This is a genomic window from Paenibacillus sp. EKM206P, assembly GCF_011066155.1.
Classification (GTDB): domain Bacteria; phylum Bacillota; class Bacilli; order Paenibacillales; family Paenibacillaceae; genus Paenibacillus; species Paenibacillus polymyxa_D.
Genome location: NZ_JAAMNQ010000010.1, coordinates 103,237 through 126,001, shown reverse-complemented (window position 1 = coordinate 126,001; position 22,765 = coordinate 103,237). Strand labels below are relative to the sequence as shown.

General features: G+C 46.4%; 18 protein-coding genes. 17 read left to right on the top strand and 1 reads right to left on the bottom strand.

What is annotated here, in order from left to right:
- Window positions 1-77: 77 nt before the first annotated feature.
- From pulA to G9G53_RS19110, 8 genes are all read left to right on the top strand, one after another.
- Window positions 78-2,612, top strand: a complete 2,535-nt coding sequence (gene pulA / locus G9G53_RS19145; RefSeq protein ID WP_029515691.1) for a type I pullulanase — start codon at window positions 78-80, stop codon at window positions 2,610-2,612.
- 232 nt (window positions 2,613-2,844) lie between these two features.
- Window positions 2,845-3,486, top strand: a complete 642-nt coding sequence (locus G9G53_RS19140) for a 50S ribosomal protein L25 (RefSeq protein ID WP_029515690.1) — start codon at window positions 2,845-2,847, stop codon at window positions 3,484-3,486.
- Between the two features lie 284 nt (window positions 3,487-3,770).
- Window positions 3,771-5,267, top strand: a complete 1,497-nt coding sequence (locus G9G53_RS19135; protein ID WP_029515689.1) for a methyl-accepting chemotaxis protein — start codon at window positions 3,771-3,773, stop codon at window positions 5,265-5,267.
- A gap of 188 nt (window positions 5,268-5,455) precedes the next feature.
- Entirely contained in the window at window positions 5,456-5,704 is a 249-nt protein-coding gene (locus tag G9G53_RS19130) for a hypothetical protein (protein ID WP_165149643.1), read from the top strand.
- Between the two features lie 36 nt (window positions 5,705-5,740).
- Complete coding sequence (locus G9G53_RS19125) at window positions 5,741-7,402, top strand: sensor histidine kinase (protein ID WP_176715758.1); 1,662 nt, start codon at window positions 5,741-5,743, stop codon at window positions 7,400-7,402.
- The gene (locus tag G9G53_RS19120; RefSeq protein WP_029515686.1) at window positions 7,399-8,163 is read left to right on the top strand and encodes a LytR/AlgR family response regulator transcription factor; all 765 of its coding nucleotides are present in this window, start codon (window positions 7,399-7,401) and stop codon (window positions 8,161-8,163) included. The genes G9G53_RS19125 and G9G53_RS19120 overlap by 4 nt, the downstream gene beginning before the upstream one ends.
- 190 nt (window positions 8,164-8,353) lie before the next feature.
- Window positions 8,354-9,607, top strand: coding sequence for an L-lactate MFS transporter (locus tag G9G53_RS19115; protein WP_029515685.1), 1,254 nt, complete (start codon window positions 8,354-8,356; stop codon window positions 9,605-9,607).
- Between the two features lie 177 nt (window positions 9,608-9,784).
- Window positions 9,785-10,696, top strand: coding sequence for a serine/threonine protein kinase (locus G9G53_RS19110; RefSeq protein ID WP_029515684.1), 912 nt, complete (start codon window positions 9,785-9,787; stop codon window positions 10,694-10,696).
- 43 nt (window positions 10,697-10,739) lie between these two features.
- Here the strand turns inward: G9G53_RS19110 and G9G53_RS19105 are convergent, their stop codons facing one another.
- Window positions 10,740-12,827: a vWA domain-containing protein gene (locus tag G9G53_RS19105; protein WP_238437891.1), complete on the bottom strand. Its 2,088-nt coding sequence runs from the start codon at window positions 12,825-12,827 to the stop codon at window positions 10,740-10,742.
- Between the two features lie 639 nt (window positions 12,828-13,466).
- Between G9G53_RS19105 and G9G53_RS19100 the strand changes: the two genes are divergently transcribed.
- The 9 genes from G9G53_RS19100 (at window position 13,467) to G9G53_RS19060 (ending at window position 22,752) form a co-directional block, all read left to right on the top strand.
- On the top strand, window positions 13,467-15,635 hold the full coding sequence (locus G9G53_RS19100) for a hypothetical protein (protein WP_023989860.1): 2,169 nt from the start codon (window positions 13,467-13,469) through the stop codon (window positions 15,633-15,635).
- Window positions 15,636-15,754: 119 nt separating this feature from the next.
- Entirely contained in the window at window positions 15,755-16,180 is a 426-nt protein-coding gene (locus G9G53_RS19095; RefSeq protein ID WP_013311475.1) for a hypothetical protein, read from the top strand.
- A 130-nt stretch (window positions 16,181-16,310) separates the two neighbouring features.
- Entirely contained in the window at window positions 16,311-16,760 is a 450-nt protein-coding gene (locus G9G53_RS19090; protein ID WP_029515682.1) for a J domain-containing protein, read from the top strand.
- 32 nt (window positions 16,761-16,792) lie between these two features.
- A complete protein-coding gene (locus G9G53_RS19085) occupies window positions 16,793-17,341 on the top strand; it encodes an FHA domain-containing protein (RefSeq protein ID WP_029515681.1) in 549 nt (182 codons plus the stop codon).
- 67 nt (window positions 17,342-17,408) lie between these two features.
- Window positions 17,409-17,936, top strand: a complete 528-nt coding sequence (locus tag G9G53_RS19080) for an FHA domain-containing protein (protein WP_028542470.1) — start codon at window positions 17,409-17,411, stop codon at window positions 17,934-17,936.
- 35 nt (window positions 17,937-17,971) lie between these two features.
- Window positions 17,972-18,802, top strand: coding sequence for a PP2C family protein-serine/threonine phosphatase (locus G9G53_RS19075; RefSeq protein ID WP_165149641.1), 831 nt, complete (start codon window positions 17,972-17,974; stop codon window positions 18,800-18,802).
- 22 nt (window positions 18,803-18,824) lie between these two features.
- Window positions 18,825-20,702: a serine/threonine protein phosphatase gene (locus G9G53_RS19070; protein ID WP_165149639.1), complete on the top strand. Its 1,878-nt coding sequence runs from the start codon at window positions 18,825-18,827 to the stop codon at window positions 20,700-20,702.
- A 44-nt stretch (window positions 20,703-20,746) separates the two neighbouring features.
- Entirely contained in the window at window positions 20,747-22,066 is a 1,320-nt protein-coding gene (locus tag G9G53_RS19065) for a normocyte-binding protein (RefSeq protein ID WP_165149637.1), read from the top strand.
- Window positions 22,063-22,752, top strand: a complete 690-nt coding sequence (locus G9G53_RS19060) for an iron-dependent peroxidase (RefSeq protein WP_165149635.1) — start codon at window positions 22,063-22,065, stop codon at window positions 22,750-22,752. Before G9G53_RS19065 ends, G9G53_RS19060 begins: the two co-directional genes overlap by 4 nt.
- The last annotated feature ends 13 nt before the right edge of the window (window positions 22,753-22,765 follow it).

Here is a 22,765-nt window from a genome sequence, read left to right as displayed (position 1 = left end):
TGACAAGTCATAAACATCATAAATGATGGATGAACAGAGGCTGTAAGCCGATGTACAGAAATGGGTGGTGAACAGAAATGTCAGATTTCAATCAGCTTAAGGAGCTTGAGCACACAAAATATCCCATATATGAAGGCTATGATTTGGGTCTTACTTATACGCCTGCGGGCAGCAAGTTCAAGGTATGGGCCCCGACTGCGAAGCAGGTCCATATAGCGTTGTATAGCGATGCGGGGGCGTACGATCAGGAGGGGAACGTTCAGGAGCACGGCGGGGGTCAGGAATTTCTCATGATCCGTGATGATCAAGGGGTATGGTCTATAGAGCTGGAAGGTGACTGGAACAAATATTATTACATGTACAGGCTGGAGTGGGCGGACAACACTGTTCATTATGCTGCCGATCCATATGCCACAGCGGTATCAGCCAACGGGCAACGTACAGCGATCATTGATTTGGCTCAAACCAACCCGGATGGATGGGAATTGGATGCGGGGCCTACCCTTAAGCGGCCGACGGATGCCATTCTCTATGAGGTTCATGTGCGTGATTTTTCGATGGATACCTATTTTAATACAGGGAAAAAAGGCTTATCTGCTGCTCAGGGACGGTTTGAGGCCTTTACGTATACGGGATTGAAGGATCCTGAGGGGAACAGTATCGGGCTGGATCATCTGCTGGAACTGGGCATTACACATGTTCATTTGCTTCCAGTAGCTGATTTTCATACGGTGAATGACTTTGCGGAATTAGATACTGAATATAACTGGGGCTATGATCCCCAGCATTATAATGTGCCGGAGGGGTCTTATTCTTCCAATCCGGCTGATCCGGAGGCACGTATACGAGAGCTGAAACTGCTGGTACAGTCTTTGCATTCTGCCGGCATCGGTGTCATTATGGACGTTGTATACAACCATACGTATTCGGTGGAACAGGGGCCATTTGAGCCTGTTGTACCTGGATATTATTACCGCACGGATGAACAAGGGCAGCTCACCAATGGATCAGGTGTAGGCAATGAGGTGGCAACCGAACGTCCGATGGTGCGCAAGTATATCAAGGATTCACTACGCTATTGGGCAGAGGAATATCATATAGACGGCTTTCGATTTGATCTGATGGGTCTGATTGATACACCAACCGTGGTGCAGCTTACGCAAGAACTTCGCTCTGAAGTGCGTCCGGATCTGCTGATCTATGGTGAGCCTTGGACGGGAGGAGAATCTCCACAACCCTTGCTTACGCTAAAAGGAACACAACGGGACAAAGGCTTTGCTGTTTTTAACGACAACTACCGTTCTGCTATTAAGGGGGATAGCGACGGTACTGGAAGCGGGTTTGCCACGGGGGCAGAACATCAGGAGGAGCAGGTGCTCAAAGGTGCTTTTGGGGCTATTCATGATTTCACAGCTCAGCCATCGGAGACCGTCAATTATGTAACTGCCCACGATAATCTCAATCTGTGGGATAAAATTTTGACGGTAAGACATTTGCGGGAGCACTGTCGTTTTCCACAATGGGAGCAGGGGAAGCCACAGGATGGGAGGACACCTGAACATGCTGTTGCCGAAGCAGATCCGTATGGGGAACTGGATGAAAATAACCTGCTAGAGGACGAAACCGTGCGCAAGTCCCTGTTGGCCAACGGCATGGTACTCACATCTCAAGGTATTCCTTTTATTCATGCAGGGGATGAACTGTTGCGCTCCAAATATGGAGACCACAATAGTTACCGGAGCTCAGATGTGGTCAATGCCATTCATTGGGATAACAAGGCGAGGTTTCGCCCCGTGTTTGATTACTACCAAGGCTTAATTGCTTTGCGACGCAGCCACCCAGCATTCCGAATGGACCAACGTGAGCTGGTGGAGCAGCACATGGAAGTGCTGCAAAGCAGTGGGCATGTGGTGGCCTTTGCTTTGAGGCACCATGCTAACGGCGATGCCTGGAATCATATTGTGGTGATTTATAACGGCTCGGATACGGAGCAGACGATAGTATTGCCTGCGGAATCGGATCGTTGGCATGTGGTCGTGGACGCACACGGGGCTGGTAATGAGACACGGTATGAAGTCGTAGGCCATCGTGTAACTGTATCGCGCTGGTCAATGATGGTGTTATATGATCAGGAAGAACCTGCACGAGTCTCCTTTTTGACTGAACAAGATCAGGCTAATCGTCAGGCGGAGAACGAATTGGAAGACTCGGATGAGGGAACAGATCAAGAAATTGCAGGTACAGCCATGGCTTTGACAGATGTGCAGCTTGGAAACGATAATGAAGTCGCTCCATTTCGTACGATTGAACTGATCTACGAGCGTACAGATCGGCAATACACTGGCTGGAACGTATGGGTATGGGGAACTGGGCATCGCGACGGACATGTCGAATTTCGGGATTTGGATGACGGTCGTGCAATAGCGCGTATTCAGGTGGCTCCTGATATACAGCGAATTGGCTACATTGTCCGGCTTAATCACTGGGATGCCAAGGATGTTGAGGCAGATCGATATATTGATATAGACCAGAACCAGTCTGTGATGCAGGTACTGATTCATAGTGGCAGAGAAGAATATTTGTTACTGGTAAATGATAATCGGGCCGGTTAGACTTGCGTGCTTGGTTGCGTATATACACAAAAATAGCATTTTTCGATCATTTCGAGAAATGCTATTTTTTTATGCAAACGTGTGTCAGTTTCAGAAAAAAGGGGTAAAATAGAATTATGGACTTGTTTAGTTTTGCCAGCTAGCTGGCTTACATCCTGTAGTACGACTGGTAAACAGGCAAGATTCTTGGAGGAAAATCATTTGTAAGGTAACCTGAAGGAGGTTGTATATCATGAGTTCTAATGGAGGAAGTATTCAACTGACCGCCCAGCCGAGAACAGAGAAGAAGGGTTCGGCCATTCGTGGATTGAGGTTAAAAGGACGGATTCCAGCTGTGGTTTACGGCTCTGAGCTTGAAGGAACCCCTGTACATGTCGATGCCAAGGAATTTAATAAAGTAGTCAAAACCGGACGTTCAGAGGTGTTTAACCTCACAGTAGAGGGTGGAGAAACCATTCCAGTTATTATTAAAGATTATCAACAGCGTGATAACCAATGGTTGCATGCCGACTTTCTGAAAATCTCCAAAAACAAACCGCTTCGCGTGCGTGTTTCTATTGATTATCAGGGTACACCTGCAGGTACAAAAACAGGCGGTATTCTGCAAGTTCAGGAAACGGAAGTTGAGGTCGAAGGTCTTCCGGCTGATTTGCCATCTACCATTGAGGTGGATGTATCCGCGCTGGATGTTGGCGACAAGCTGAGCGCTAGCGACTTGAAACTCCCTAAAGGAGTAACACTGCACGTCCCTGAAGAAGAACTGCTTGCTTCTATTATCGTTCCACGTGCAGTTGAAGTAGAGAATGCTGCTGTGGAAGGTGATGCAGCGGCAACCGAAGGCGCTGAAGAGGCTTCTGAAAACAAGGAATCCTAATATTATCAGTGGTACATGAACCTTTTCCAATTGCAAAGATCATCAAAAATGAATTCAAAATCGCTCCCTGTCAGGGGGGCGATTCTTTGCATTCATTTATTTACAATTACATACTCTTTCCCTTTAAGAGTTGTCCTGTTGTAATTTGACGATTAAAGGGAATGTGGAGTGTTTGCATGATTTTCATTCACTACGTGTTCTGATATGACGATATATAAAGTATGGTATTTACATTTTTATTTTATAAATACCTAATATATATTCTAAGGAGCGCGTACACAATCATGGACAGAACGAGTGAATTGTTGTGGCAAAGAAACAAATTGGTGATCATTATTTTTTGGATTATGGCCTTGAGCGGCATCGTCCCGGCATTATCTAATCCCTCGATGTGGGTATCTAATGGTGTAGGATTTGTAGTCGCGGCAGTTTTAACGATCCTGAATGTGAAAAAGAAAGGAATCCGCCTTATTCCGTGGATTACTACGTTTTTTAGCGTATTAATGTGTATATTTTTGAACTTATCTAACGTCGAGGTAGGGACCACCATATTAATTTGCTCTTTGTTTTTGCTGTATCCGTCTTACCGGTATTTTCTGGTAGCTATGACCTTAAATCTCTGTAATATATTTGTGCAAATAACAATCGGTACGCCCCCAATTCCCCCGGCTACCGGTTCTTTGCGCTATGTGCATGAGTTTATTATTGTTTTACTCATTGGTTTGCTACTGTTAGTGGTATCGGTGTTAAATCAAAAGCAGTTTAAGAAAAGTGAAGAGCAAAATAAAGATATCGATGCTACAAGGCAACGAATTGAATTTCTGTTTGAGCAAGTTAGACAAGCAGTGGCTGGATTGCATAGCTTTACAGAACGATTCAGGAATCAAGTAGATGCGACGGGCAGCGTGACAAATGAAGTCGCTATCGGATTTCAGGAGGTTGCCAAAGGGGTAGAAATGCAAGCTTCGAATATCACCGAGGTTACGGATAACTTGGCTCAATCTGACCAGCACGTGCGAGAGGTAGCTGATCATTCCCGAGAACTGAAGCAGCTTTCCGAAGATACGAAAAATGCCGGGGACAGAGGGAGCAGTCAACTGCTTGCATTGACGTCTCAAATTAAGGATTTGGGTCAAGTCATGAGTCGTACCAAAGAAGAACTGGACGAGTTTAGAGTACAAAGTGATAACATGTCTGCCATGCTTAAAGATATTACTCAAATCTCGAAACAAACTAATTTGCTGTCCTTGAATGCATCCATTGAGGCCGCCAGAGCGGGAGAGCATGGAAAAGGATTTGCCATCGTAGCTGGCGAAGTGCGTAATTTGGCTGAAATGGTAGGGAACACCTCGGTGGCGATGGAAGCTATTTTGACTCAACTGAGAACTCAGATGGATTCTGTCGTAAGCCAATTTGACATGGGACAGCACAGGCTACAGCAAAGTATGGAATCGGCACATTCGACCGAAATTGTACTGGAAGACATCCTGCAAAACGCCAATAAAGTGCTGATGCAGGCCGTGGATGTGGAAAACAGTACGAATAGCATGCAGCAGTATTCATCTCAGGTTGTTCAAGAGATGACGGAATTTTCAAGTGTAACGGAACAGGCGAGTGCAGCATCAGAACAAATTTTGGCTGGAGTAGAGGAACAACGAAATATAACCTCCAATATGGTGACCGGGTTTAGTGAGCTAGAGGCGTTGATTATCCAATTAAAAGAACTGGTACATGATCAGAAGGAGTACAACAGTCCTACCGAAATCAGCAAAAGCAAATAACCGACAAGCTTCTTCATCGGACTAGAGAGCCGGGGAGTATCGCTATCAAGCGGTACTCTCCGGTTTTTTTCTGCGTTTGAAGAAGGGAAATGAAGAAGAGGCGATTTCTAGAAGCTATAATTAGATGGAAGTTGATGGTATAATTTGTGGCAGTTTAAATGCTTTATAACTAAGGGGGGAGAAATTCTATGGAGTTTAAATATTTGTTAATCGGCGTGTTAAGCCTATTGGGTAGTGGAGTGATATATACGATGGAGCGCTTTATATCCGTCATTCAATGGGCTGCGAATTCTGTCCCTGTTAAATTGAATAGTTCAGGTATATCTATGTCAGAACCTGATATGCCGAGTTTTGTTGACAATATATTTGTTATTATTTTATTCGTATGTGGCTTGATGATACTTGGGTATGGTGTGTATGAACGACGTACACGATAACATAAGCATATTCGTTTTTATTTGGGAGGAACGCAGGTGAACGCCTTGTTGGAAATGCTGATGCAGCTATTTGAGCGCGCAGCGTTGTTACTAATTTGTTTATTTTTTATTACACGTATCCCCCGATTTAAGGAAACCTTGCAAAAGAACAGTCATTCTCCGGCAGAGCTGGCCATACTAACATTGATTTTTTGCATGTTTGCACTGTTCGGCACCTACACCGGGATTGAAGTTGAAGGTTCGCTTGTTAACGTTCGAATCATAGCAATTATGGCAGGCGGTATTTTGTTTGGACCCTGGGTTGGGATCGTTACAGGTATTATATCGGGTATCCATCGTTATCTGATTGATATCGGGGGAGTGACCTCGATTCCGTGTCTGATTACGAGTATTCTGGCAGGTGTGGTGTCAGGATACATCGGCCGCCGGGTCAATCGTTCCAAGAGATGGCTGGTCGGTATCGCCGCAGGTATGGTCTGCGAAGCGTTGACGATGCTGCTCATTATGGTGATGGCACAACCCCATAGCCTTGGAGTGGACATCGTTTCCAAGATTGGTCTACCGATGATTATCGGAGAAGTCAGTATCGGTTTAATCGTTCTGTTGATACAGAGTGTGGAGGGGGAAAAGGAGAATATCGCGGCCAGACAGGCCAAGCTGGCACTGGATATTGCCAATAAGACGTTACCTTATTTTCGCTCCATTAATGCCGAATCCTTGCATACGATTTGCTCGATTATAAAAGAAGACATCAAGGCAGACGCGGTGGCGATTACGGATACCAGAGATGTGCTGGCCTATGTCGGTTTTGGCGAAGAGCGTTATCACATCGGAGATGAGATCATTAGCGATGTGACTAAATCGACAATCCGCAGCGGTAAAATCACGATTCGCAACCATATTGCAGACGATAAAACACCCCAAATCCAGTCTCTGCTCATTATTCCGTTAGAAGAGCGGGGAGAAGTAACCGGAACCTTGAAGATTTATTATCGCAAAGCTTATAAAATCACGTATCCGTTGCAGACGATGGCGATTGGCTTGTCTCAAATCATTTCCACGTTAATGGAAGTGTCGCGTGTGGAGCAAATTAAGGAAGCGGCGAATAAAGCTGAGTTAAAGGCACTCCAAACGAAAATTAATCCCCATTTTCTGTTTAACGCGCTGAACGCCATTGCCTCTACGACACGCACCAAGCCGGATAAGGCCCGAGAGCTAATCATTAATTTATCGGGTTATCTGCGCTATAATTTGGAGCTGAATGATGATTTGATTGAAATTCATAAGGAGCTTCAGCAGGTGTCTGATTACGTAGAAATTGAAAAAGCACGCTTCGGCAACCGGCTTCAGGTAGAGTATGTAATGGATGAGGTGTCTGTGCGTATTCCAAGCCTTATTATCCAGCCCCTGGTTGAGAATGCGATTAATCATGGAATCCTCAAGAAAAAGGGGGCAGGTACAGTAACCATTTCTGTAAAGGATCGTGGAGAAAAGGTGCGTATTTCTGTGGCAGATACCGGGGTGGGTATACGCGATGATGTTGTGGATAACCTGTATCATGATCGGGTTCCGGCTAAACAGATCGGCTTGTACAATGTGCACAGACGGCTCAAGCTTATGTACGGCGAAGGAGTTATTATTCTAAAGCATGAGCCGGGCACCGAAGTTTATTTTGACATACCAAAGGAGAAGTCATGAAGGCCATAATTGTAGAAGACGAACTTCCGGCACGTGAAGAGCTGGAGTATCTTATTCAGACTCATAGCAACATTGAGGTGACCGATAGTTTCGAGGATGGGCTAGATGTGTTTCGGTTTCTGCAAGATCAGGAGACGGACGCGATCTTTCTGGACATTAACATTCCTTCATTGGACGGGATGCTACTGGCACAGAACATTAGCAAATTTGCCAAAAAGCCCTATATTATTTTTACGACCGCCTATAAAGAACATGCGGCGCAGGCTTTTGAACTGGAGGCGTTCGACTACATCCTCAAACCATATGATGAAAAAAGGATCGCATCTATGCTACGTAAGCTGGAAAATGCTTATGAGCAGCAGAACGTTCCAATACAGGAGCCTGTCCAGACGGCGCAACCCCGAGCTGCTGAAGCCAGCACCGTTGCTGCGCCAGGTCGTATTAATCTGCTGAAAAATGACAAAATCATCGTAACGGATGCGAACGATATTTACTATGCGTGTGCGCAGGAAAAGGTGACCCGTGTCTTTACTAGGCACGAAGAATATACGATGCCGATGAGCATTTCAGAATTTCATAGCCGGTTGCCGCAGCAGGACTTTTTCCGCTGTCACCGATCGTACACAGTTAATCTGTCGCAGATCCGTGAAATTGTACCTTGGTTTAATCATACGTATCTCCTGCGTTTGCGTGGACTAGAGGCTGAAATTCCAGTAAGCCGTAGCAAGGCCAAGGAATTTCGGCAAATTATGCGACTTTAAAGGCATTTCATTCCGCTATATGTGCATTTCATTCCTCAAACGATTTCTGGCTGACATGCAGGGTTATAATAACCCGTGTAGAGAGAATCCTTACAGACTTGCTCCTCCTCAGGCGCAAAGTATACTGGATTCCCGGTTATCATAATCACAAATTGACGCTGTAGAGCCGGAATGAAAAGAGGAGATTGAAATGAAAACAAACAGCGGAAATCGTTGGCTTGTCGTACTTGGAACAATAATTGTACAAATGGGATTAGGAACCATTTACACATGGAGTTTATTTAATCAACCGTTGGTGGACCGCTTTGGCTGGAACCTCAGTTCGGTTGCCATTACATTTTCAATTACCAGTTTTGCACTGGCGTTTGCTACCTTATTCGCAGGCAAACTACAGGATAAATGGGGACTACGTCGTTTGATTTTGTGTGCAGGTGTCGTGTTAGGAGCAGGGCTCATGCTCAGTTCACAGGTAACTTCGTTATCCCTGCTATATATTTTGGCGGGTATTGTCGTAGGTTTTGCGGATGGAACGGCATATATTACATCACTTTCTAATCTGATTAAATGGTTTCCTGAGAAAAAAGGACTTATTTCCGGTATTTCGGTTGGGGCATATGGAACAGGCAGTCTTATATTCAAGTATATTAATGGTTCGTTGATTCAGTCCGTTGGTGTATCGCAAGCGTTCTTATATTGGGGAATGATCGTGCTGATCATGATTGTGGGTGGTTCTTTCCTGGTAAAAGAAGCTGTAGTCGTGAACAAGCCTTCGGTACAAAATGGGGTTGTACAGCGGGACTACACCGTTAAAGAAATGCTGCGCACCAAGCAGGCATACCTGCTGTTCGTCATGTTCTTTACCGCTTGTATGAGTGGTCTATACCTGATTGGAGTCGTCAAAGATATCGGCGTACGGATGGCCGGCCTAGATGTAGCAACAGCCGCGAATGCGGTCGCTATGGTCGCTATTTTCAATACGGCAGGTCGGATCATTTTAGGTGCGCTATCGGATAAAGTAGGTCGTCTGAAAGTAGTAGCGGGTGCTCTATTAACAACGGCGGTTGCAGTTACAGTGCTGAGTCTATTACCGCTGAATTATGGTTTGTTCTTTGCCTGTGTAGCAGGAATTGCTTTTTGCTTCGGCGGCAACATTACAGTCTTTCCTGCCATCGTAGCTGATTTCTTCGGTCTGAAAAATCAAAGCAAAAACTATGGTATTGTGTATCAAGGCTTTGGCCTCGGTGCGCTGGCGGGATCATTTATCGCAGCCTTGCTCGGCGGATTCATCCCGACCTTTACCACGATTGCGGTGCTGTGTGTCGTATCGTTCCTAATTGCCCTCACCATTCGCACTCCGGAACAAGGTAAAGGCAAACTGCGCAGTGAACGGAAGAAAAATACGAACAGTGTGCGTAGCATGAAGCCCGGAACAAAACTGGGTTAAAGGATTTGAGAAAAAAGGACCAGATGAATGCCAAAAGACCTGTCATCATTTCTCTGTGGGAGATTATGGCAGGTTATTTGTTTTTCCAATAATCTATTTTACGGTATAATAAAAAGATGTGTAATAAGCCGATATATACAAAAGACATAAGCTAAGAACCTGACAGGAGGACGAGTCATGATCGTGGATACAAGCGGGAATCTGCTTGCCCGCAATACGAAGCTGCGAAATACATATCAAATTCGAAGCGCCTTGTCCCGCAGTGAGCTGGCCATCGTGTATACGGCAAGGCTGTTGGATAACCGAGAAAAGGTCATTGTGAAGGAATTTTTTCCGAATGCACTGGCTTTGCGGGGGATGGATCGAAAAACGGTCACTTGCGGTGCTTCTATGCAATCCAAATACGTGGAGTTTATGCATTATTTTTTGCGTGAAGGGCAAATGTTGAAGGAGTTAAGTCACCCGGGAATTGTCGGTTATATAGATCACTTTGAGGAAAATGGAACTGCCTATCTGGTCATGGAATACTGTGCAGGCAAGACACTGGATCGAATGATGAAAGAAGAGGCTGCGCCAACGTATGACCCCACTTTTTTGTACCATACGCTGCTACCTTTAATTGATGCCATGGAGTACATTCATGACAAAGGAATTATTCATCGGGATATTAAGCCGGGCAACATTATGATTGGGGAAAATGGCAACGTCAAGCTGATTGATTTTGGTTCGGCTGTGCATTTTGAAGGCAAAGAGCATCCGATTTTCACCACGGCGGGCTATTCTCCGCTGGAATTTTACTCTAATCGTTCGCAGCAGGGACCTGTGTCGGATATCTATAGTTTGGCCGCTACGCTGTATTATTGCCGAAAAGGAACACCTCCGCCAGATGTGCCAGGCCGATTATTTGCAGATCATGCTGAGCGGATTCAGATTGAAAATGCGGGACTTTCTCTGCTGCCGTATGTCATTCGGCGTGGTCTGGAGGTACAGGCTAACAAGCGCTGCCGCTCACTTCGATGGTTTAAAGCCGCACTACGTGCGGAATATTGGATAAAAAAAGGGAAGCGCCCTACTCTTACGGTTCGTTAATCGTAAGAGACGGCGCTTCTCTTTTTTTACGTTGTGACCGACATTATCCTGTCGGAGCTTGGATATGGTCGGTGTACACTGAAGTATTTGGTTTAATCGCTTTGTATCGCAGCTCGATTTCAGTGACACCATCCTCGAATGTAATGTACAGTTTGTCACTGTACTCCATGACCGCTTTTTTGTTGCGAGCTAATCTGATCTTTCCATGCTGTAAGGCACAGCGTGTATCATGTTTCACGATCAGGCTCCCTTTTTTACCTGCGGAAAATAGGATCCGTTCCGCTTCTGGCAACGGTTCGTGAACGTCAAGCGTACGGAACAACTCCTGCAAGCTGACCTTACGACCCGGAAAGGAGGTGAGCGGCCAGGATTTTACCGGAATCTCCTGCCCACTTGCTGTAGCGAGAAAATATCCTTCGATTCTTCCGGCAAACTGCGGCTTCGGCCGCAAGAACCAATACAGAAGAGCGGCTACCACGATACTGATGGCTACTGTCCATTTAATGGCTGTATACCGAGATTGTACGGTAACGGTTAGTGTAGCGCTGCTGGATGCTCCTTCCGGATCGGTGGCAGTAATCTTTAGCTGAGAGTCACCTGTGCGGAGCTCGGATAGCAGCAGATCATTACCGTTAATCTCAGCATGGATCGCATCCCCAGAGGCTTCTGAATCCAACTTATAGTTCAGCTTGTCATGATTCGGGTCAACAATAAAATCCGATATACTTCGACGGGAATCACCGTCTTCTTTCACCAGGTGAATCGTCAGGTCTTTTAAGACCTGTGGCGCTGCATTGGCCGCGTGAACTTTATGTACAGTTCCCTTACGGTACCATTGCGGACTATCCAGAGATAGCTGCCATGTATAATCCCCGGTTTGAGGGAACGCATATTCGGTATGGAAGGCTCCTGACTTATAGGTCATAGGCACCTTTTTGGCTGTGCCCCCCTTTGGAGTAACAATAATATGGGCTTGGAGAGACGTATATACGGCTTCATCCGTAAGCTTTTGACTGTCGGGTAACAGGAGCTGAGCTTGAAACGGTGTGGCTTGACCTTTCAGCAACTGCACAGGCTTGTCGCCATGAGTTGCCGATGCTTGCTTTCCTCCTATGGTTGCTTCGGCTTCCAGTCGGTAGCTGCCAAGTAAATTGATTTTCACCAAATCCCCGCGTATGCCCCGTAGTTTCAACTTCACTTTGCCTGCCTGTGGATGCTCGATTTTTAAAATCGCATATCGGCTCGACTTGTACCTGCGGACATTTTCTGAATTGGAATATAGCTGTGTTTCCAGAAGGGGATGCTCCGACAAAAGCACCAGATTGGCTTCCTCCATACTGGAATCAGGTAGAGTTACAGTTAATTCCTGCATCTCGCCAGTGGTCGTAATTGCAGCAATTGGAACGAGCTTGGAGCGAATTTGACTGGCGAAAATACGGTTCAGAATTTCCGGCAGATCCTCGGCACTACTCGTAATAAAAGAAGCTCCACCCGTTTGAGAAGCGATCCGTTCGAGTTCTTGTCGGTTCACTGTGCCATCATGGTTCAGACCAATCGTGTACACCGGATATCCTTTGGTCTGTGCAGATTTGATGACAGAGGATACATCGTTATTGGAGTCACCTTTGGATCGGGAACCAGAGGAGGCACCAAAATCAGTCTCTCCATCTGACAATAGAATCATAAAAGGCTGACGCCCTTGGGATGCTCCTGCCGCTAGAAGCTCCGAGCCTTTGCGCAACCCAAGTCCCAAATCCGTATAACCGGAACGGTTAAGTGTTCTGATTTCCTGCTGGATCTGGGATTTTTGCGCTGCCACGGCAATCGAAGTGAGTGGTTTCGAGGCGACCACGTGATGATTGTAGGCAACGAATCCGACGCGTGTGCGGTCTGCATCACTCAAATCCATAAACATATTGATGACTTCCGCGGCAATGCCCTCAGGATCGGTATCCCTCATGGAATAACTGGTATCCAATACAAAAACGGCATCATAACCCTCGATCGGGACAGCGCCTAAAGATGCTGCATTAGCCTGATTTACAGTGCAAATGACCCCGTTTAAGCCCATTTGTAAAAATAGTACAAAAGTCATGAAAATGATAATCCCTAGTTTCCTTATTCTGAACATAAGCTCCTCCATCGCCGAGGCCAACATGGGGGGATCAACTCTCCTAATCCTTGGGATATAAGGGATAAAGGATCAAAACAGCTGATAACCCTCACATTAGCCATGAATTTGATTCTTTTACGCTTATCAGAAATATCCAATGGACTTCTATCGGTAATTAAGTTCCATTTGTGAATATTTCCCTGAAGAAACAGGTCTAACATATCATGAAAATTACGTATTCACGCATAAAATGAGTCAAAATGCCCTATTTCAATCTGAGACTACAGAAATTGACAAAACTGAAGGGTGCTTTGTATGATAGCTCTCGTATCAACGGCAAAAATTGGGATTGAAGTTAGGAATACGAAATCATAAATTTGAAATTTCTGTGTTATCTGACTTTTGATTTTGAAAAAACATCTCATGTGCATGCTTTGCCGTTAAAAGCCGAATAACGCTTCGGACCGATTTTCGAGGTTACATGCCTGTACCGTAAATGTGGTATAAGCTCAATCCTTTGACGAATTTAAATGTTAAGTAGGGGGGAGGAGGCAAAAGAACTAAAAATGAGTATTCGTCCGTTTCAAATTGGACATCCCGTGTCCGTATATGGAGCAATGGACCTATAACTCATACTTTATTCATTTGCCGACAGCGATGGAAATCATTTATCAAACCAACCGGACAATGCTTTTTGAAGAGATTAACCCGGAAAAGCTGGACCTGATCACCATAGTAGGTGATGTGAAGGGTATTGACAGCTTGAGCGATGAGAAGATCAAGGAAATTAATCAGCACCTTCTGGTGCGCAGCTTTGACGAATTTTTGGATAAGTTTTCGCCGACCGTGTATTCGTTTTTTAACGCGGCCAATCAAAAAGTCGTCTACACCCTTAAAAAGCCAGAAGGAATTGATGAGGATAGCATTTCTGAAATTCGTGTAAATCAAAGTAATGACTTTCTGAAAATGTTGTTTACGCTCATCGATACCAAGCGGAGTCAAGGAATCACTAATGTAGATTTCAAATTTGAAAATCTGCTGGATATGATTTCACCGAAAAAGGTCATGGATGATATTCGCCAAGTCCGCAAAGAAATTCACTATATGTACGGTGAATACGACAAGCTGGATGATGGTGACCCGAAGAAACTCGACATGGGGGACAAGCTGAATGGCATGTTCGAGGAAGCGAGTCAAAACTACAACAACGTTATGGCTATGCTTCCACTGGCAATTGAGGACATCAAAACCCGCCTTCTGCTCGGTGGCGCGCAAGAGGAAAACTCCGGTGAACTGATCCAGGTGGGCATGCTCTCCATTGGGGAAAGCGGCGAACTGAAAATTATTGAAGCGCCGAAGAGCGACAGCACTGAGCTGATGTTGTTGGATGAGAACAGCACTGGCGATCTCTCTCAAGTATTCGAAGAAGATTATAACTCTATCACAGATACGCCTTCTGATTATGTGAAGGATTTGGTAGTTCGCACGTTTGTGCCACTGCCAGCTGTTCAGACCAAGGTGGATACAGCAGTTGAGGTTCAGAACTACAACACGTATCTGGAGTTCTATAAAAATGCCAAGGACGATTTCGTAAAGGCGGTTAAGCCGCTTGTGGAAAAAATTCTCGGTGTCAAAATGTTCTTCGATCAATATGCAACGAAGAGCAAAGGCATGCTGCCGACAATGCTGGTGGCGAACAACAAGCTGGACATGCTGGTAAAAAGTAGCAATATTCCGCGCCTGGAAACGTACCTGAACACTGTGAATGCTAAGAATGAATTCAGCGACACGATCTGGTTCGGTATCGTTCCATCCGTCGAGCTGGAAGCAGCCGGTAAGGTAAAGGTTTCACGTGAACGCTTCAAGGGCAACGAGAAGGTCGTTAAGCAGGGCGGAAATTCTATGGAATCGCTCTCGATGTTGCTGCAAGTCGTGAAGGATTACAAAATTCAAATGTTCTTTAATTTTGAATCCGGTGAAGAAACGACTTTCAACAGTATGGCAACAGCAGGCATCGATAAATATGTCGATAAATGCGCCAGTCTCGTTCGCAGAGAATATAGCGAATTTGCAATTCCTTGTGTACCGAACTTTACGATTATTCCGAAGGACAAATCGGGTGTCATTATCGACAGCAAAATGCTACAGACCGAAGATGGTGTACAGCTCTCTAAGGAGAAAGAGGATATTCTCAAGCTGTGGATCGAGGGCGTTTATGTAGGTGCAGCCTACGTTGCCGCCGGCTTGGTTGCTTCCTATCAGTGTCCTGAATACCTGCGTGAGACGTTCAAAACGGTCAATAAGAACTTCCCTGGCGTACGCTTCGACATCGAAGCAGGAGACAACAGTCTGCGCACGGTGACGACGATGGCCAAGGAGATCACCGGTTTCACCAACACGATCAAGGATGCCATCAACCGTAAAAACTTCGGCTTTGTATTTTCGTCGGAGAATGCACAGATCCAGGATAAGGATATCCGCCGGATTACCGTCTACAAGGCGAGAAGCATGGCGATGTCCGAGGACGGTTTTGACTCCATCTACAAGACGCTGGTCAGCACGTATATTGAACGTATTTTGCGCTACCAGACAGGGGACTTCAAACACGAGAATATCGTCCGTTTCTTCAGTAACAATCCGAGCAGTCAGAAGAGCAAGTGGCTGAGCAGCAGAGGATCTGTTAACTCGATCATTCAGGACGGAGACGATATGAGCTTCATTATTGATGAGAAAAGCAATATGTGCCATATCGACCTGGTCTTCAATGGTAATGTGAAGAACCTGGAAGTCATGATCACTAAAGGAACCAGCTCGGTCAAATCATGATCCGAGTCCTACGAAAGATGTTAGAGGCGTTTCTTTCTAGAACCGCCTTTATACATAAATCGCGAAGAAGCTCTGCTTCTTCCGCCATCATATTACCTAATTTCAAGGAGGCAACACACATGGGATTCAGATTGAAAGTAGAAGGACAAGAAACAATTGAGCTGGGCTTGGATAACATCCAAACGGTTATTTATGACACCGATACACCGGACGATTCCAATGCACGCTCCACTGACGTAGGCTCCACGCTGCGCATCAGCGGCAAAATCATCACAGCCGTAGACGGTGACAGCGCGGATGACACGCTGAAACTGGCTTTGTGGTCTCTGGTTCCTGCTGAAAAAGCAGACAGCTACCGTAAAGTAACATTGGAAGTTATCGCAGCTGATCAAGTTGTGCGTAAAATCCACTTCCCGAATGCTTTCGTTGTAGACTACAACGAGCATTTCGGCGACACAGAAGGTGTAGGTGCATTTACACTCTACATCAAACAAAAGAAAGACAAAACCGAGCTGGCTACAATCGACGGCGGATATCCGGTTTAAGCTTAACGTCTTCACGTTAAGTGCAGCTTAAACACACACTCACCCGGCACACAAGTGCAGGGTGGATAAATATTAAGAGGCCTACGGGTCTCTTAATATTTATTTTTTTCGGAGAGGGGAACATCACACAATGACTAACTACTATGAGCTGCTCGGTGTCAGCCGGGATGCTTCGGAGGCAGAGATTAAGCAGGCTTACCGTAAACTGGCCAAAAAGTATCATCCTGATACCAACCAGGGAAGCGAGGAAGCAACGCGCAAGTTTAAGCTGATTCACGAGGCTTACAATACATTGCGTGACGAAGCATTGCGGCAGGCATACGATGCCGAGCTCATCCGAAAAACCGAGGGAGCTGGCGGGAAACAGCAAGAGAGAGGGAGAGGGGCTTCATCTTCCGGCGGTGCGCGTACGGCAGCCAAAGGATTCAATCCGGCTGATATAGGAACTGATTTTGAGCAATTTTTTGGTTTTCATCCGAAAACGAAGGAAGGCTCACCAGGGAAAAAAACGAAAAAATCCGGTGATCCGACGGATACCTCAGCGATGTTTAACCAATTTTTTGGTATTCGTAAAAAATGATGATTTCAGGATAGAAATGGGGGAAGCAAGCAGTGAAAACGGCGCAGAACAGATGGGTTTTCATCATAGATGTTGCCATGTTCGGGCTGATGCTGGCGATCGCCTTTTATGTGTTTAATCGTACAGGCTACAGCGGTTTGAAAACCGTGGTCGCGACAGGTATTGGAATCGGCGTGCTTGTATACATACTGCGCAATCTGGTGTCCGTTGTACCTGTGGCCAAGTCAAGGGCACAACGTCAGCGGATTGCCAAGCTGGTGTTGATTGATGAAGAGGGCGAGTCCATTAAAGAATGGTATATCGAAGGCGAAACGTCGCTCTTAATCGGCAAAACGACGTCACGTTCGGAGGCGGATATTGATTTGGCAGGTACAGATTATGCCTCCCTGGTAAGTGTGGAACATGCGGTACTCAACCGGGTGAACAGCGACTGGTTTGTGGAAGATGTGGATTCCGGTAATGGTACAGGTTTGCGGTCTGCCAACGAAAGTGTAACCAAGAAATTGGAAAGCGGTGAGCCATACCGGATTTACTCAGGTGACTTGTTATATATTGCCAATACAAGGGTGCTCGTTAAATAGATGAGGATGCTGCAAAATCCTCAGATCGCTGAAAAGACAATCATGACAATGGGGGAAGGAACCGACTATGAGTTTGACAAGATGCCCGAACGGACACATGTTCAGTACACGAAAGCACGGAAATACGTGTCCTTATTGCAACACGGTAGTAAATATAGCTGCACCCAAGAGCGCGGAGCCAGCAGCGAAAACAAACGTCGCGGGAGATAATGACAAAACAATGCCGTATTTGGGTGAGACGGTGGGGATTCATCCGGTAACTGGATGGCTGGTATGCATCGAAGGAGCACAGGTGGGTCAGGACTATCGCATTATGGCGGAGAAGAACTTTATCGGGCGCGCAGAGGAAATGCATGTCCGCATTATCGGGGACAACACGATTTCTCGCAGAAATCATGCGGTTATTGTGTATGATCCGAAGAAACGCAACTTTTACTTGCTGCCAGGCGATTCATCGGGTTTGGCGTACCACAATAACGAGGCGGTATATTCACCAGCAGAGCTGGCTGCCTATGACGTGATTCAGCTGGGACACAGCAAATTTATCTTTATCCCGCTGTGTGGCGCCCATTTTGAGTGGGATAACGAAAACTAGGATGGAATTGGGCAATGGTGCAGGGAGGTAACGATATGCAGCCTTATTTTGTTGTAAGTGGAGCTGCGGTACTATTCGCTGTTCTTCTCATGATCCGTATACGACTGACGCGAAGTTCCGGCAGCCGTACCGTAAGTGGAATTGAAATCGGAAATGGTCAAACGATCGGGAGCCGGAGCGAGCAGGATGATTATTTCTCCAGTATGACGACACCTGTCGGTACGCTGGCTGTTGTCGCAGACGGTATTAGTGGACTGGACAATGGACGTATGTCCAGTACCTTGGCTGTGACGACTTTTACAAAGGCATTTGCCAAGCTGGAAGATGCAACGAATTTGAACGGCTATTTTGCAGAAGCGGCAACTCAAAGCAATCGCGGCATTTTGCAAAATTTGAATGGACAGGGTGGAGGAACGACGCTGGCTGCGGTCATTGTGTGCGGATATCAGCTGCATTACGGAGCGGTGGGTGACAGCCTGATTACGATTTACCGTAATGGTCATTTCCAAACAGTCAATTCCAAGCATACAGCAGAAACACTGCTGGAGGAACGAGTGCTTGCTGGACAAATGACCTCGGAGGAAGCCAAAACGAGTCCAGTGCGCAATCAACTGGTCAACTACTTGGGCTATGAGGGCTTTGAGAGCATGGAACTGGGGAGTGCACCGATTCGTCTGTATTCGGGCGATCATGTGCTGTTGTGCAGCGATGGCATTCAGGAGGCGCTGACGGAGATTGAATTGGAAGAGATTATGCGCAAGGGTGGAACACCGCAGGAAACAGCGGATGCCATGATCGACGCCATTAATGATAAAGGCTTTAAAAGTCAGGATAATGCAACAGTACTTATTTTGGCGATAGGATGAAACAAGAAAGACGGGGGTAGCGATGCGCAAGGACAACAGCGATTTTAGTACCGCCTTTGTGTCGGAAGCGGGCTCTTACATAGACAACCGGGACTATTTTGCATTCATGGAGACGGACGACATGGCCTGTTATGTCCTCGCAGACGGTCTGGATTCGGATCAGGAGCTGCGCAGCGCAGAAATGGTTGTCAAAACGGTGCTGGAAAACTTCATGGAGAAGCCTTCCATGTCCAAGCGGCGCTTGATGAGAGATCTGCGTGAAGCGCAGGAATGGCTGCAATTTGAAAGCCGTCGTGTTCGGCTCAAAGCCAGTCTGCTGATGGTAGTGACCAACTACAACAAAATGGTGTACGTTTCGTGCGGTAATGTGCGGCTATATCATTTTCGCAATGGAAGGCTTAATTTTCGCAGCAAGGATCATAGTCTGGCTCAGTCATTGGCAGATGATGGACGCATTCCAGACGAAGCGACCAGCACACATGAGGAACGAGGTAATCTGCTGGAATACTTGGGAAATCCGAATGGAGTTCATGCCCATTACGCCAAAAAGACCCAGCTTGCAGATGGAGATGTAATCCTGCTCGCCACATCCGGGATGTGGGAGGACGTTGAGCTGGCGGAAATGCTGGGGGCGCTAGAGGAAGCGAAGGATCCGGTCATGCTGACGGACACATTGGAAGAGGTTCTGCTAAGCAAACAGCACCGGACGGTGAACAATTACACGGCTGCGGCCATTTATGTAAATAAAGTTTTTCAGGAAAAGCCTAAAAACCGCCGTAAGCTGATCAAACGGATTTTGATTGCGTTGCTCGCCTTTGTAATCGTGGGCGGGGGAGCATGGATTACACTGGCACGTATGGCAGCGAACAAGGCGGCTGCGCTGGAAACGATGGTCGAATCGGCACAGGCCGCGGATGATTACGCCAGGGCAGGAGATTATGCGAAGGCACTCAAGTCCTACAGTGAAGCGAAAAACGCGGCGGTTAAAATTAACGATAAGATTCATAAGCGACTATATACAGCCGAGCAGAAACTATCTCAATTACTGGTGGACGGAGACGGCTATGTGGAAAAGGCGGACTTTACCAAAGCTGAAGCCAGCTACGAGAAAGCACGGAAAAGCGCTGGTCTGTACCCGCCTTTCAATGTGAAGGATATTGAGCATAAAATCGACCAACTGGACAGCTATGCTGAGACGGCGAGCTGGATGAAGGACGGAGATATGAAATTTCAGGGCGGCGATTACACGAATGCACTCAAGCTGTACAAAAAAGCAAATAAGGCTGCGATGGAATCCGGTTATACGTCTGCGCAAAAAGAACTGGAGAAGAAAATTACCGAGGCCAACGATAAATTGACTGCTATTCAGCAGCAGCTCAAGGAGATTCAAGCTGGCAAGCTTCAGGCTAAAGGAGATCGAATGATGAAGGATCTCGATTATGAAGGAGCCATTGATGCCTATAGCGGGGCACAGGAAATTTATCAGGAGATCGATAAGCTCGAAAGTGTTCTGGCATTGGAGCGGAGCATAGCCAAGGCGGAGGAAAAGCAGAGCGCTGAGCAGCAGAAAAACGGTCAGCTTCCTGCTGGATTGGGATTGTCTGACGGAGCGTTGAACGACACGGACGCAGGGGACGCAGCGAGTAATGCTTCAGCTTCCGTCGCTGCAACCCCTGCTGCAGAATCGCAAACGAAGGCTACGCCAACGGCTTCAGCGGGAACTACACCCGCGAAGAAGGAAGTCTCTTCAGCGGCAAAAAATAGCGGTACGGGCGATGGAAATGCCTCTTCGGCCAAGGCGGGCACCAGCAAAGAACAAGGAACTGCTGATTCCGCTTCTAAAGCAGAAGGAGCGTCTGATTCAGAGAACCAAGATCGGGCTGCTGCGAATGGAAGTTAAGTTTTCATGTTCAATGAAGCTGGAGCCGAAAGGAGTGAGACGTCGTGAAAGAGTTGGTACAGGACCGTTTGAGCAAGATGGACGATTTGGAGCAGAGACGTTTACTGAAAAATATGATGGCGGGGGTATTTATGAACCTCGTCGAATATCAGGAAGAAATGACCCGCCAGCTAGAACGGCGGGTATTTGAGGAAATTGAGAATACGGAAGAAAAGATTGATGTGTACGTGTCATTGACATCGCGTGAGGACTATGACCCGATTCATGAATTTTTATACCCTGTGTTACCGTCTGATACGGAGGAAAAGCAGATTGACATCAGCCATGTGGCAGAGGTGGTACGCGAAGGCGGATCGATGCCGCTGTTTACGCTTTTCCTTGAGATGGAGACCGAACGAATCTCAGCACTGGTGCGAAGCAAACGAATTTTCTCAGGAATGTTGGTCACGGAAACCGGCAATTATCCGATTCGTTTTCGTCTGGAGCATAACCGTTCTTATATTTTAGAGATTGAGCAGTTATATCACACGTTTATGCAAAATGGCATGCCGTGGAAAACAATTAATCACCCGTACGCTTATAAGTTTGTGGACTGTGTATTGATTGGTGGAAACGGCGAGCCGGCCGCCCATGAAGAAATTCATGAAATTACAATTTCATTGGAGGAATTCGACGGTTTTAAGAAGGGTGACGTTTTTCCGCTTTGGAACATTGAAAGGCTATCTCTAAAGAACAGCGGCTTTCCTATACCCGCTATGGATCGTGTGAATTATGAGCATGTGCTACCTTTGCGAAAAACAGGTCCTGAGCATGGTTACTTGATTGACGGGACTGAAGGCGATATCCGGTATATCAAGCGTACAGAAGAGGAACTGACGATTGTCACACCACGTGATAAGTCTGGCGAATGGAATGTGTTGAAGGTTACGAAGCCTGTTACAACGAGACTTAGTCGTCAGACTTATCCGTTATTGTCCAATCGGCGACAGGACAGCTTTTTGGGCCGCTATGCAGGAAAACAGGCCGTGATTGTCCGTGCCAAAGCGGAAATCATGCGCATCGTAAACTCGTTTGAAGCAGCGCAGGGGCTTGAGCTGGAACGTGTAGACATCTGGGGAGGTGCAGGGAGAAATGATGTAAGCAACCTTTTAACCAAAACCCAGACGTATCCGTTAAATCCGTTTGTCAGCGATAACGTACGGACAGAGGAAGGCAAGCAGATCATGCGTTTGGGGTTCAGACGTGGTTCTGACGATGTTTTGCCCACTGCGCCTGCTTATATTTTATCCGATTTAATGAGCTTTCTAGTATCAGAAGTGCAGATGTATTTTCCGGAGTACAAGTGTGAAGGAGAATGGGTGTGAATTACGTCTGGGATTTGCTCATGCGCGCGAGGGAACAGGGGCTGGATGTAGATAAATTCCGCTTCGTACCCGCTGTCAGCTACTCTCCGTATATGGAGCTTAGTCTGGCAGAGTTGAATACTTCCCATTTGGAGCAGGTAGTGGAAATCAATCCGTACTACCGCTTTTATTCTATTTTTCGGGATCTGTTTCCACCGGATGCTGAAGAGTATCTAGAGCTGAGAGAATCGCTATTTGATATTATGATGCATTTCCTGGCGGAAATGGACTTGTATCAAGGGATGAATCGGCGGGAGTACCATATCCGGTTTGTTCAGCGTGATATTGCAGAGGGCATTTTTGGCCCGAAGGTAAAGGAAGGCTTTGGACAATTAAACCGTGAGAATCAGGACGCGATTGCTGAAGGATTGCTGCGCCTGTATGAGACGGGAGAAGCCGTACATTTGCTAAAAGAAACGATGCGGCGCGTCTTTCATCGCTCAATCATTTACACCAATTGTGAGGAAAAAGACGAACTGCTCATCTATATCGGCCAAGAGGAGACACCATTGTCACGGATTAAAGTGGATTTGATTCTGGATTTGTTTCTTCCGGCACGTTTTACGACGGAATTGTATTGGACAAGTCATTTCGGCATTTTGGAGGAAGATCCTACGATGAAAATAGACGCTATCGCCCTCTATTAAGGCTAAATGGCTA